Source organism: uncultured Chryseobacterium sp. (assembly GCF_913776365.1).
Taxonomy (GTDB): Bacteria; Bacteroidota; Bacteroidia; order Flavobacteriales; family Weeksellaceae; genus Chryseobacterium.
Genome location: NZ_CAJYMO010000032.1, coordinates 1 through 12,467, shown reverse-complemented (window position 1 = coordinate 12,467; position 12,467 = coordinate 1). Strand labels below are relative to the sequence as shown.

Annotated in this window: 13 protein-coding genes and 1 pseudogene; 7 read left to right on the top strand and 7 right to left on the bottom strand. The window is 46.9% G+C overall.

Features of this window, described 5'->3' with window-relative positions; translation table 11 throughout:
• The first annotated feature begins 263 nt into the window (after positions 1–263).
• The 6 genes from QZ735_RS01980 to QZ735_RS01955 all read left to right on the top strand — a co-directional run bounded on the left by QZ735_RS01980 (position 264) and on the right by QZ735_RS01955 (position 5,579).
• On the top strand, positions 264–1,028 hold the full coding sequence (locus QZ735_RS01980; protein WP_294243680.1) for an SDR family oxidoreductase: 765 nt from the start codon (positions 264–266) through the stop codon (positions 1,026–1,028).
• Positions 1,029–1,075: 47 nt separating this feature from the next.
• On the top strand, positions 1,076–1,507 hold the full coding sequence (locus tag QZ735_RS01975; RefSeq protein WP_294243678.1) for an ester cyclase: 432 nt from the start codon (positions 1,076–1,078) through the stop codon (positions 1,505–1,507).
• Positions 1,508–1,760: 253 nt separating this feature from the next.
• A complete protein-coding gene (locus tag QZ735_RS01970) occupies positions 1,761–2,675 on the top strand; it encodes an AraC family transcriptional regulator (protein ID WP_294243677.1) in 915 nt (304 codons plus the stop codon).
• A gap of 240 nt (positions 2,676–2,915) precedes the next feature.
• Positions 2,916–3,893, top strand: coding sequence for an aldo/keto reductase (locus QZ735_RS01965; protein WP_294243675.1), 978 nt, complete (start codon positions 2,916–2,918; stop codon positions 3,891–3,893).
• A 15-nt stretch (positions 3,894–3,908) separates the two neighbouring features.
• A complete protein-coding gene (locus tag QZ735_RS01960; protein ID WP_294243673.1) occupies positions 3,909–4,646 on the top strand; it encodes an SDR family oxidoreductase in 738 nt (245 codons plus the stop codon).
• A gap of 12 nt (positions 4,647–4,658) precedes the next feature.
• On the top strand, positions 4,659–5,579 hold the full coding sequence (locus QZ735_RS01955; protein ID WP_367117823.1) for a helix-turn-helix domain-containing protein: 921 nt from the start codon (positions 4,659–4,661) through the stop codon (positions 5,577–5,579).
• 300 nt (positions 5,580–5,879) lie between these two features.
• Here the strand turns inward: QZ735_RS01955 and QZ735_RS01950 are convergent, their stop codons facing one another.
• The 6 genes from QZ735_RS01950 to QZ735_RS01925 all read right to left on the bottom strand — a co-directional run bounded on the left by QZ735_RS01950 (position 5,880) and on the right by QZ735_RS01925 (position 11,124).
• Positions 5,880–7,004: a hypothetical protein gene (locus QZ735_RS01950; protein ID WP_294243672.1), complete on the bottom strand. Its 1,125-nt coding sequence runs from the start codon at positions 7,002–7,004 to the stop codon at positions 5,880–5,882.
• A 954-nt stretch (positions 7,005–7,958) separates the two neighbouring features.
• Positions 7,959–8,720 (bottom strand): hypothetical protein, encoded by a 762-nt coding sequence (locus tag QZ735_RS01945; protein WP_294243671.1) that lies wholly within the window; start codon positions 8,718–8,720, stop codon positions 7,959–7,961.
• 25 nt (positions 8,721–8,745) lie between these two features.
• Entirely contained in the window at positions 8,746–9,666 is a 921-nt protein-coding gene (locus QZ735_RS01940) for an AraC family transcriptional regulator (protein ID WP_294243670.1), read from the bottom strand.
• A 25-nt stretch (positions 9,667–9,691) separates the two neighbouring features.
• Positions 9,692–10,147: a DUF2147 domain-containing protein gene (locus QZ735_RS01935; protein WP_294243669.1), complete on the bottom strand. Its 456-nt coding sequence runs from the start codon at positions 10,145–10,147 to the stop codon at positions 9,692–9,694.
• A complete protein-coding gene (locus tag QZ735_RS01930) occupies positions 10,144–10,503 on the bottom strand; it encodes a hypothetical protein (protein ID WP_294243667.1) in 360 nt (119 codons plus the stop codon). The genes QZ735_RS01935 and QZ735_RS01930 overlap by 4 nt, the downstream gene beginning before the upstream one ends.
• A 96-nt stretch (positions 10,504–10,599) precedes the next feature.
• Entirely contained in the window at positions 10,600–11,124 is a 525-nt protein-coding gene (locus QZ735_RS01925) for an SDR family oxidoreductase (protein WP_294243665.1), read from the bottom strand.
• Between the two features lie 426 nt (positions 11,125–11,550).
• On the opposite strand from QZ735_RS01925, the gene QZ735_RS01920 reads away from it, so the two are divergent.
• On the top strand, positions 11,551–12,120 hold the full coding sequence (locus QZ735_RS01920; protein ID WP_294243663.1) for a 3'-5' exonuclease: 570 nt from the start codon (positions 11,551–11,553) through the stop codon (positions 12,118–12,120).
• A 138-nt stretch (positions 12,121–12,258) separates the two neighbouring features.
• Here QZ735_RS01920 and QZ735_RS01915 read toward each other — a convergent pair.
• Positions 12,259–12,467, bottom strand: a pseudogene (locus QZ735_RS01915) (mutarotase); the annotation flags it as partial.

Genomic DNA, 12,467 nt, shown 5'->3' with positions numbered 1-12,467 from the left:
CCTTTGGTAAAAGGGGTTCCTTACCGGTAGAAGATATGATGCACGGCTTCTTCTGCTATGCTACCGGATGGTTTCGGCCCCTTTGCTACATGCCGGATATCATATTCGTCAGTTTTTGCAGACCGGGCAACTGAACATACGCATCGGTCAGATTCATCCGGCTGCAATAACTTCCGGCTTTTGGCTACGGGCTGCCAGGTTTTGGCTACATTCTATTTTTCCGGTACCTCTACCTTTGCCTCCGGTTACTAAAAAAAACAAGTATGTCATCAAAAAACAAAATTGCAGTGGTTACAGGCGGGAGCCGGGGTATCGGGAAAGATATGGCCATCAGTCTGGCGAAAAACGGGCTGGATGTGGTCTTTACCTATCACAATCAACAATCGGCAGCGGCAGCGGTAGTAAGGCAGATTGAAGATCTGGGCCAGAAGGCACTGGCGTTGAAACTGGATGTATCAGACCTCTCAGGCTTCGGCCTTTTTGAGCAAAGGCTGATCACTGGATTACAGTCCCGTTTCGGCACCGGTACCTTCGATTTCCTGATTAATAATGCCGGATTCATCCACTATGCTGAATTTGAAGCCATAACGGAACAGCAGTTCACGGAAATGGAAAACGTACACCTGAAGGGACCGTTTTTCCTTACCCAGAAGCTGTTGCCTCATATCAACGCTTTCGGGGGTATTGTGAATGTTTCTTCCGGACTTACCCGTTTTGCGACACCGGGTTTCGCAGCATATGCCGCGTTAAAGGGCGCTATGGAAACCTTAACGAAATACCAGGCCAAAGAACTGGGCGACAGGAAGATCAGGGTTAATGTCATTGCGCCCGGCGCTATTGAGACCGATATTATGGGCGGCGCCGTTCGTGATAATGCGGAAATGAATCAATACCTGGCATCCCAGACCGCCTTGGGAAGGGTAGGGCTGCCTGAAGACATCGGCGGCGTAGTGGCTTTCTTATGCAGTGATGCGGCAGGCTGGATCAATGCCCAGCGTATCGAAATTTCAGGAGGATCTAACCTGTAACCCGCTAACGGATTTAAAATGGAAATCTCAGCAATAAACAATTTGAAATGGAAAATAATGACCCTACCTGGGTGGAAGCCTTAACCGGACAGGAACAAGACACGATCAGGAAATTTTACGGAGCCTTCAATACCAGACAGCCGGAAATCCTGGATGAGATCTGCAGTCCGGGCTGGAAGGACATCCCACTGGCTCCGGGGCAGGAAGACGGCCCGCGAGGACTTCAGGAAATCATGAGACAGCTGTTTACCGTCTGTCCGGATATCAGGGTGGTGATCCACGATATTTTCGGTACCCATGAACGTGCAGCAGTAAGGGCTTCCATGGAGTTCACCCATATCAATGAAATGATGGGAATTCCGCCAACCGGCCGGAAGGTTTCGGTGGCGCTGCATGAATTTCATTATCTGAAAGACGGCAAACTTACCCACACGTGGCATCTGGAAGACTGGTTCGGGCTGTTGATGAGCAGCAGATAAAACGAAAAAAAATGACACCGGCGGCAGATCCGCATGCAAGGCACAGAAAAAAAATGAATAAGCAGGATCAGCTGAAAAACCAGGATCACCGGTATGGATACCGACAGGAAGACCTCCGGCTTTCGTCTTTCCGCCTTCACCCGGTTTCTATTTTGTTGCCTTTACCCGAAATTAGCCAGCTGGCAGAACATGGGGCGGCAGTTTTTCAGACCGGTGAGCCGGAATTGACTGCCGATATACTACATTTGCAGATATGGAAATCATCAGAATAAAATCGATTACGGACTATCATCGCTTCAGGGGCCTGCCCAAGCCTGAGCATCCCCTGATAAGCCTTGTGGATTATTCGCTGGTGCAGTTTCCTGAGGCTGGAAAAGCGGTGAACATGGTCATGGATTTTTATTCCGTTGCCCTGAAACGTGATGCCGCGGCAAAACTTCACTACGGCCAGCAGATCTATGATTTTGATGAAGGGCTCATGTCCTTCATTGCGCCCGGCCAGGTGCTGAGGCTGGAGAGGGATCCGGATCTGCCAAACGGCGGGTCCGGGTATCTCTTACAGATCCATCCGGATTTTCTATGGGGCTCGCCGTTGGCGAAAAATATCAAAAGCTATTCTTTTTTCGATTATTCCATTCATGAAGCCCTTTTCCTTTCAGATAAGGAAGAAGCCATCATTCTCAGCATATTCGATAACATCAGGCAGGAATACCATTCCAACATCGACGGATTTACCCAGGGACTTATCATCGCCCAGATTGAACTCCTGCTCAGGTATTGCGACCGGTACTACAACCGTCAGTTTATTACCAGGAAAATCAGCAGCCATCAGATCCTGGCGAAGGTTGAAGATTTTCTTACCTCTTATTTTTCAGCGGAAGACCCGCCGGAAAGCGGCATTCTTTCCGTAAAAATCCTTGCCCAGGCCATGAATGTCTCACCTGACTACCTGAGCAGCCTGCTGAAACTGCATACCGGCCGGAATGCGCAGGAACATATACATGAGAAGCTTATTGAAAAAGCCAAGGAAAAATTAGCTGCCACCCGCCTGTCAGTGAGTGAAATTGCCTATGGATTAGGATTTGAGCATCCCCAGTCTTTCAGCAAATTCTTCAAAGCCAAGACCCGTAAGAGCCCGCTGGCATTCAGGTCCGGTTTCACTGATTGATAAATATGATCCCTTATCATCTCACTTTTCCGTCCTGCATTTTATCCAATGCCGTAGTCTTCACCTGGCCGGATCTTTCCGGCATATATGATGAAATCATAAAGCTGTCGGACGGATAAGTCTGCGGATCATTTTTCCTGCCGGCTACAGGAATTACCAATCCGGCTACATTTCAGCGCATGACAATCCGGAACTTTGTATCTGAAAATAAAGTCGGTTGAAAGACGAAAAAAAAGAAATATGCAAAAGAGAAAATTAGGAAACAGCGGATTGGAAGTTTCCGCATTGGGGTTTGGCTGTATGGGCTTAAACTTTCTGGACGGCAAAGGAATGGAAAAAAAGGAAGCCGTTACCTTACTGCAACAGGCGGTTGACAGGGGAATCACCTTTTTTGATACGGCAGAAGCCTACGGGCCTTACACCAACGAAGAGCTGGTAGGCGAAGCGCTGCAGCCTTACCGGAAACAGGTAGTGATGGCTACAAAATTCGGCTGCAGGGAGGCAAAGCCGGCACTGGGGCTGGACAGCAGGCCTGAAACGATACGGGCGGTTACTGAAGCTTCCCTGAAAAGGCTGAAAACCGATTATATTGATCTGCTGTATCAGCACCGGGTAGATCCCAATGTTCCGATAGAAGAGGTTGCCGGAACCGTGAAAGACCTGATACAGGAGGGGAAAGTCAAATATTTCGGCCTGTCGGAAACGGGTGCCGGAACCATCCGGAAGGCGCATTCCGTCCAGCCCGTATCAGCGCTGCAAAGCGAATATTCCCTGTTCTGGCGGGAACCGGAAAATGAGATCCTTCCCGTTTTAGAGGAGCTGGGCATCGGTTTCGTCCCGTTCAGTCCGCTGGGAAAAGGCTTCCTTACCGGTGCGATTACTGCAAAACTGGATGATGCCGACCGGAGGAATATCCTTCCCCGTTTCACTGAAGAAAATATAAAGGCCAACCGCGTTCTGGTAGACGTGCTTGCTGAGATAGCCGCACAGAAAAATATCACGGCCGGACAGCTGGCCCTGGCATGGCTCCTGGCCCGGAAGCCCTGGATCGTGCCGATTCCCGGGACTACGAAGCTCCACCGGCTGGAAGAAAATATAGGCAGTACGGCTCTTGTATTATCCGCTGACGAACTTGCCGGCATTGATGCCAGGGTAAGCGGAATTACCCTGAGCGGTGACCGGTACCCGCAGTTTTTAGAAGAACAGATAGACAAATAAATAAACCGGATGATTATGCAGAATATCAAAGGAAAAGTAATGGCCATCACAGGTGCAGGTGCCGGAATCGGCAGGGCTGTAGCCATGAGGCTGGCAGAAAACGGAGCAAAGGTAATACTGGGTGCAAGAAATATCAAAACCCTGGAAAAACTGGCGGAAGAAATTAGAAGTGCAGGCGGCGAGGCTATCTGTACCGGTATTGATGTGAGGAATAAAGCCGACCTGGACCGGTTTGTGAATACAGCCGTGGAGCAGTACGGACGTCTGGACGTAATAGTCAATAATGCCGGTGTCAGCCAGTTGAGCCGCATTGATGAGCTGGATGTTGAAGGATGGGAAGAGATGATTGACATCAATCTCAAAGGCGTGTTGTATGGCATGGCGGCGGCTCTTCCTGTTTTTAAGCAACAGCAGTCGGGACACATCGTGAATATCATTTCAACATCGGGACTGAAGATCGTACCGATGCAGGGCATCTATGCCGGGACCAAAAACGCCGTCCGTACCATTTCCGAAGCATTCCGGCAGGAGTCGGACGGAACCGTAAGGATAACGGGCATTTCACCCGGATTCGTAAAGACGGATTTCGCCGAAAATATAAAAAATGATGAAATGAAGAAAATGGTCCGGAAAGGAATGGAAAAAATTGGGATCGATCCCGCAGCGGTTGCCAATGCGGTCATCTATGCAGTAAGCCAGCCTGAGGATGTTGAAATCGGCGAGCTTGTCATTCGCCCGTCAAAACAGAATTGATTATATTCGTGAATGAAAATGCAACATCCGCCTGAAATCCATCACATCAAAAGTATTTCCCAGCTGGTTAAGCTATTGGGGCTTGCTGCTCCGCTGCACCCGTTGATCGCGTTGGTTGACTATACCAAAGTGCCGGCTGAAATGTTTCCGAAATGGCAGAAAGTAAGCCTTGATTTTTATAAAATCTCCTTTAAGACCGCGTTCACCGGACAGATCAGGTACGGCCAGGGATATTATGATTTTGAAGAAGGCGGGCTGGCCTTTCTGAAGCCCTGGCAAATCGTTCTGCCGCCGGAGGATGCCGGAAGCTATGAAGGCATCGCCCTGTATTTCCATCCTGATTTCATCCGGAATTATCCGCTGGGGAAAACCATCCACCAGTACGGATTTTTCTCTTATGATGTTTCGGAAGCCCTTTTTTTATCGGCCAGGGAGAAAGAGGTCATTGCCGGTTTATTTGCCGTTATTGCCGCTGAACTCGATAACAATATCGATCCCTTCAGCCAGGATGTCCTGGTATCCCAGCTCGAATTGCTGCTGAACTACAGCAACCGCTTTTATAACCGGCAGTTTATTACCCGGAAAGCGGTGAATCATGACATCGTCACCGTTCTTGACCAACTTCTGGAAAGGTATTTTGAAGAAGAAAACAGCCTGAAAAGCGGATTGCCCACGGTAAAATACATCAGCACGGAACTGAAGCTGTCACAGCGCTATCTGAGCGATATGCTGAGTTCACTGACCGGGCTGAGTACCCAGCAATATATTCAGAATGCCGTTATTGAAAAAGCCAAGGAAAAATTGTCCGCAACCAGCCTCTCCGTTTCGGAAATCGCCTATGGTCTGGGATTTGAGCATTCACAGTCCTTCAGCAAGCTTTTTAAGGCCAGGACCCGTGTTTCGCCCCTGGAGTTCAGAAAGTCATTCCGGTAGGAACCTGAAAGCACCGCTTCCTACGGAATCAGGAAAAAAAGCTGCCCGGAATATTTTCACTTAAAAGAATATATAACCGTGTGAAATGACTGCAAAATGAACTGAACGGATGTTACTGATTTAGCCTGGTAGGCGGATCTGAGGAATTAAATGTTCATTCGGATGTCAGTAAAAAATGACTGAGTGTGCATTCTTCATGATGATAGAGCAAAAAACAGACTGCCTCAAGGGCAGTCTGTTGTATTGTGTTCTTAGAATTTATATACCTTTTAAAAACGATTAATGAGGGAGAATAAGCGTTTAATCGCCGATTCTGAAGACCAATAGCTGTGTGGAATTGGCGGCCAGTGTCATTCCCGTACCGGTGCAATTACCCGATTGTCCCCGTCCCAAACGGATCTGCCAGGTAGTTCCGGCAGGAACGCTGGTGGTATAGGTAATGGTGCCTCCGTGATTGGATATGTTCCCTTCACTGTGAGCAGCCGTACTGTGAATTCTTGTGGTACCTGAATTTAAAGGGAAGTCAACGATATAGGAACTCAGGGTACAGCCGGTATTGTTATGCAACGCTTCATAAACTACAGTCATCTGGTAAGTTCCTGCAGGAAATGTAATGGTATTATTACTGGTATTGTAGGTTAAACCGGGGATGCTGTTTTTAACGGCAGTCATGGGAATGGGGGAGAGAGCACCCGAACCGACGCCATTTAAAAAGTTGGATTGTGCCGTTTCCAATCTGAAGACGGCCGGTGCAGGGACGGATAATGATCCCAGTGTTCCTATCGATTTTACCACACCATTGGCATCTGTCACCAGCAACAGGTCTGTTGATGAGTTTCCGGACGTAACGCCTTCCAGCCGGAGCGGATTGGTTCCGGTAACGTGAAGTTTATTGGCCGGGCTGGCGGTACCTATTCCTACCCTGTCATTTGCAGCATCTACCGACAGGGTACTGCCGTCTACCGAAAAAGCATTCACTGCAGTTCCCGTAAAGCCCAGGGTATTGCTGTTCTGGGTTACCGTCCGGTTGCCGGTGAGCGTACCGTTTGAATTGTAGAGATTTACGGAAGGGGATGTGCTGTTGGAGGTATTGACCCATACGCTGCCGTTAAAGAAATAATATCCGATGGAATTTACATCCGCCACCTGCGAAAGGCTGGGAGTAGTGCCTGTGGGAGCGGTGATGTCTGAGACATATACCAGTGTTCCGTCCTGTGAGGCCCCGTAGGTGCCTGAGGCTTTAGATGCCAGTTGCTGCTTTGTAACTCTGGGTGCAATAATCCCGTCTTTCGCCGATGTGTCGGCAGGTTTTCCCACAACGTCCAGGGAAGCCTGAGGAGTGGTTGTATCAATACCAACTTGGGAATGCGCCATCGCGCCCATACAGATAAAAGCCAGTACAAAATAAGAAGTTGAAATTTTCATAAGTATTTGATATTTTGGTTAATTTTTAAATAGATCAGGCTGGTTGCTCCGGTAGACCAAAGCAAAAAAAGCATGTGTTGAAAAGAGGAGATTTCCGGGAATTAAAAGGGCTGTGAAAGCCTGTGGCCGGTCTTTGCTTTCAGCATCCGGAGATGGCTGCAGCAATGCCGTATCAAGCCAGCCCTGAAGCAGGCATTGTATCTGAAAAAATAAATTTAAAATTTTAATGCATATAGAATATTTTTTAGTTAATGATCAAAACAAGAATAACAGCCGCCCTGATAACAAGGCAAAAAGTAAATTGAAAAATGAAAAATTCCCGGGAAATAAAAATACTGTAAAAAGTCTATCCTGTATTATTCATCCGCAATAGATCCTGTCAGGGAAAATACTACCGGCTGAGCGTTTTTTGATGATTTGGTTTTTAGGGTTATTAAAGCTGATTTGCAGATAGACTTCATACCACACTGTGGTACAAATATAGTTTTTTTTAATAAAAAGCATTAAAATTGAAGAAAATATTCACCATAATTTGAATTCAATAAAGATTCCCTATTTCCGGGGTTTTTCAGGGATCCGGCATCCGTCGATTGCCTGTTGTCATCAGACAAAATTCTTTATCATAATCGTAATCGGGACAGAAATCAGCAGAGCGGTGATTAGAATTTTAAAAAACAGGAGATCGATATCCGGGATCCTAAAGGCAGTTGGTACTAATCTGAAAAAAGTACGGGCCGCCTGTCAGGAAGAAACGGAAAGGGAAAATAAGATCTGTCCATAAGGATGATCCTAGTGATATACGGCAGCTTTGCTGCGGATAAGGCAAGCAATTGAAATTGATGGAATTGCTGGAAGCAGCCTGTTCTCCGAAAGGAATAGAAAAATCAGATATCCTGCCTCATCCAAAATAAAAAGCCTTGAGATTCATATCGATCCAATATCCGGCTGGAATTTTCAGATCGAAAACAGGGATTTTCCGTTCAGGGCGTATACCAGGCAGAATACGGCCAGCAGGCTGTAGATCAGCCCCAGGAAAAGAACCGCTTTTACCTCTTTCAATACAAAATAAGCAAGCAGCGGCAGTACCTGCAGGGCATGCATGCCTATAAAATGAGCAGTCCGGAGGTCTCCCTGGGTCAGGCTCCAGTTGAGAAAGGGGAGTACCTTCCCCTCATTGCTGCCAACGCGTGGGGAACCGTTGGCGCCGATAACAGCGCCCTCCAGAGCGAATACGACGAATATAAAGATGCCCAGCCGGATTGCCCACACGTAATAATCAGGGAGCCCGGGAAATTTTCCGGTACAAAAAAGGACGCCGATATAACCTGTAAATAAGGTAGCGGCAAGAGCGGCAAGCGCCATCATTACCGTAAGGGAAGTATATAAGGCTGAAGTGGTATTGTAATGGGAAAGCTGGCCCCGTGCGGCCTGGAATGCCACGTAAAATACCTCAAATCCCAGGCAGGCAACAACCGTCCGGTTATATGCCGTAAGGTTATAACCCGTGAGATAGCCGGTGTACCAGCCCATGGTTAAACTGAAGAGGCCCATGGAAAGCGCAAACTTAACCGGCTTGTACCAGGCATTCACCGCATTGACCTGCAGGTCACTGAACCTTGATATCACAAACAGCAGAGCGGCACTCAGCAGGCACAGCATTCCGAAATAAAACAATACTTCGTTTCTTGATTTCAGTGTTATCAGAAAATCGATCATGGGAATAATGGGAAATGGCTTGAAACTAATTGAAAGAAGCCCGGAACTCTACCGGGGAAAGCTTCGTCTTACTCTTGAAGAGTTTGCTGAAGGACTGCGGATATTCAAATCCCAGCTCAAAAGCAATTTCACTTACCGTAAGGGTGGTGGTAGACAGTTTTTCCTTTGCCTTTTCAATTACCTTCTCATGAATGTGCTGCTGGGTGTTCCGGCCGGTAAGGATTTTCAGGACACCGCTCAGGTAATTGGGAGAACAATTGAGAAGTCCGGCAACATAGGGTACCGTAGGCAGTCCTTTATCCATGACATCCTCCTTTTCAAAATAATCGTCAAGGATTTTCTCCAGCTGATCCAGGAGGCGACTGCCGGAAATCTTACGGGTGAGGAACTGCCGGGTGTAAAAGCGGTCGGCATAATTGAGGAGCGACTCGATCTGGGAGATGATGATGGAATCACTGAACCTGTCGATATGGGAATGGTATTCATGCTCGATATTGGCAATAAACCCGTTCAGGATCGCTTCCTCTTTTTCTGACACAAATAAGGCTTCATGAACGGCATAGCTGAAGAACTCATATTTTCTGATGGTTTTAGACAATGCGCTGCCCCACAGGAAATCCGGGTGGATCAGCAGCATCATTCCCGAGCTTTTGAAATCCTGGTCTGCCTTGAAGGAAAAGACCTGATTAGGCGCAATGAAGAACAGGATCCCATTGCTGAAATCGTATTTCTGCTGTCCATAGCCGTAGTGTACCTTTCCTGCATCTACTTTTTTGAGGGAGATCATATAAAAATCAAACACCACCTTAATGCTTTCCTCGCTTTGGTAAGGCGTGATTTCACTGAGGTCAATAACGCTTACCATAGGATGTTGAGGACTGCTGATGTCCAGTATTTTATGGTATTCCTGCAGGGTTCTGATCCGGTAAGGCTGTTGTTTATTCATCGGTTTAAAGGATTTAAAGATACGATTATTCTGCATGAATTCTTTCCAGGCTAAGCCCGGGATTCAGGCCGAAAAAGGAAAGGCCCCAGAAACCTTTGATATTCAGGCGGCCCTCCGGGGTTAGGGTAAGGTAGGAATCATAGGTATTTCCTTTGGCTCCGTCATAATCATAAAGCTTTCCTTTCCATCTTTTTTTCTTACGGTCGTAAGTAATGTTTGTCAATAAAAGGATTCCGATCAGGGGCCGTCCACGTTTGGCCACATCCGGATTATGAATGTCTGACAGCGGGTTTCCGTTTTTATCTGCTGACGGCTTTAAATCGATCAGTTTCCCCGAGTATGTTTCGCCGCTTTTGTAGATCTGTACACTGCCGCCTTTCACTGCGCTGTACCAGGTGCCCGTAATATCATCAGGGTTGGATTGTGAATAGAGCATCTTCGAAAAGGTAAGGAGAAGGAGGATAAGAAATGTTTTTTTCATTGCTGATTATATTTTACATTGAATTCTTTTGCAAAATCACTTATTTTCAGAGGGCCTAATGCCGACGGCCTGTTTTTAAAGTAATCTTCAAAAAGGCTTCCGTCATGCATCGCAGCATTCATTTCCGTAAACGCTTTGGCTACAGGTTCTGATGCTCCCATTTTGATAAAGGCATCTGTCATTTGCCTGTCGCTGATCAGCACCCATTTCAGGTACGGCTTGCCGACAGCTTTTCCCAGGACGGTTGCTATTTCCTGGCAGGTAAGCTCATCACCGGCCACATATCTTACTTTTCTGCCGTTTTGCCGGGTATTCAGTTCTTCTGCGATGGCAGCGGCGATATCATGCGGCGACACCCAGGCGATCCTGTCATTGCCTCCGTAATTTGATAAAATAAGCCCGGAGTACCCTCTGATCAGTCCTTTAATCCCGTAATGCTGGAGATAAAGTATTTAACCCAGGAACCCTTTCAGGAAGCCGTTGCCCTTTACCATGTCCATAAAAGCATACAGGTTGTAATCGAAAGATGCGGGACGGATATGGATTACACTGACGTCAGAAGGAAGTTTTCCAAACACATTTTCTGCCAGGTAATGAAAAATAAGCACACCGGTTCCGGTAGGTTTCTCTGCACCTACGCTGCTGAGGTGAATGACCTTTTTGATGCCGGCTTTCTGAATGGCCTGAAAATAATGCCCGGCAATCTCCAGGGTTTTCTTCTGATAATCCAGTTGCCGGTCCCCGAAAAAATCAAAAGGCGGGATCATGCAGTAGGCCGCATCCTGGCCTTCAAAGGTTTTTTCCAGGAACACGGCATCTTCCAGTCTGCCGATCGCAGCTTTTGCTCCCAGCTCTTCTATTGCCTGTTTCCTTGTTTCCGAACTGCTGATGACGGTTACTTCGTGTCCCTGTTGTATCAACTGGATCACCAATGGTCCGGTGATATTTCCCAAGGAACCGGTTACTGCTATTTTCATATCTTTAAGTTGGTTTTGATGAGGTAAATTTCAGGAAATCCTGTCAGGGTCACGTGTTCAGATCTATGTATTCTGTGTTCAAAAATGCGTACAGGCACCGATGCTTCATCTGGTTCACGGCCTGTGTTCAGCCGTTGGATATCCGGCGATTGCCAGCTGAGACCGACCGGATGCATCCAGAATCGGTTTACGGATGATGAGGTGATCTTTTTGTCTTATATTTGCCGGTAATAAGCAGCAGATGATGCAAAAAGAGATCTGTCACAACGAATAAGTAAGAAGCAGAGAAAAGAGATTGCTGCTGGATATCATCTGAAAGAGGCAGGCGCCTGCAGAAATAGTCTGCAGGATGATGCACTTACCGGATCATGATCAGTTTTAACAGATATCGACCATACATCCTAAAAACCATTTAAAAAGAATTATATGAAATTTTCCAGTGATCTCGTCATTTTCGATCTGGAGGGCAGCTGCAAAAATTTTGGCAACAATGACGTTCAGGAGACCAATATCATAGAAATAGGCGCCGTAAAGCTAGACAGAAAGACATTTGAAATAAAAAGCGAATTCTCCACTTTAATCAAGCCGAAACATTTCCCGGTGCTCCCCGAAATCACAGACATTACCCATATTACGGATCAGATGCTTAAAGACGAAAAGCATTTTGATGAAGCCATTCTCCCGTTTTTAGACTGGTACGGCGAAAGAAACAAATCCACGTTGGCCGGTTGGGGACTGTACTACGATTTACCGCTCTTAAGAAAAGAGTGTACAGAATTCGGATTGGATTATAACCAGTATTTTGTGGGCGGTGGTTTTGACATCAGGGCACTCGGTGTATACTGGCTGGCAAAAAACAACATCTCGACTTCCGGGATTTCACTGGAACGCGTGCTCGAAAAAATGAATATTGAACATGAATTTACTTTTCACAGGGCATTGGATGATGCAAAAGCCACCGCATTGATCTTGCAGCAGATTCTTGCTGAAAAATAGGCAGCAGCACGAAGCCGGCAAGGACCGCTGTATACAATGATCCAACGGGATAATACAATAAAAGGAGGGAAATCCTTTATTAAAAATGTAATCTCTATTTATCTTTACAATCAATACCCTCAGACAGATTCTGTCATCTCACGTTCCCAGGGTAAAACGGTGAAGTGTTTTTACCACCGTATCTTTCTGATACCAGTCATTGTATACCAGCTCCAGTGATGCTGCCTGCATTTTGCCGAAGTCGGATTTCCGGTATTGTTGCAGCATGTCAGCAAACCGGCCGGGAGATTTCAATGCTTTCCGGAAACGGATCGACGTGATATGCGCCGTAGACAATGGGTATCTTG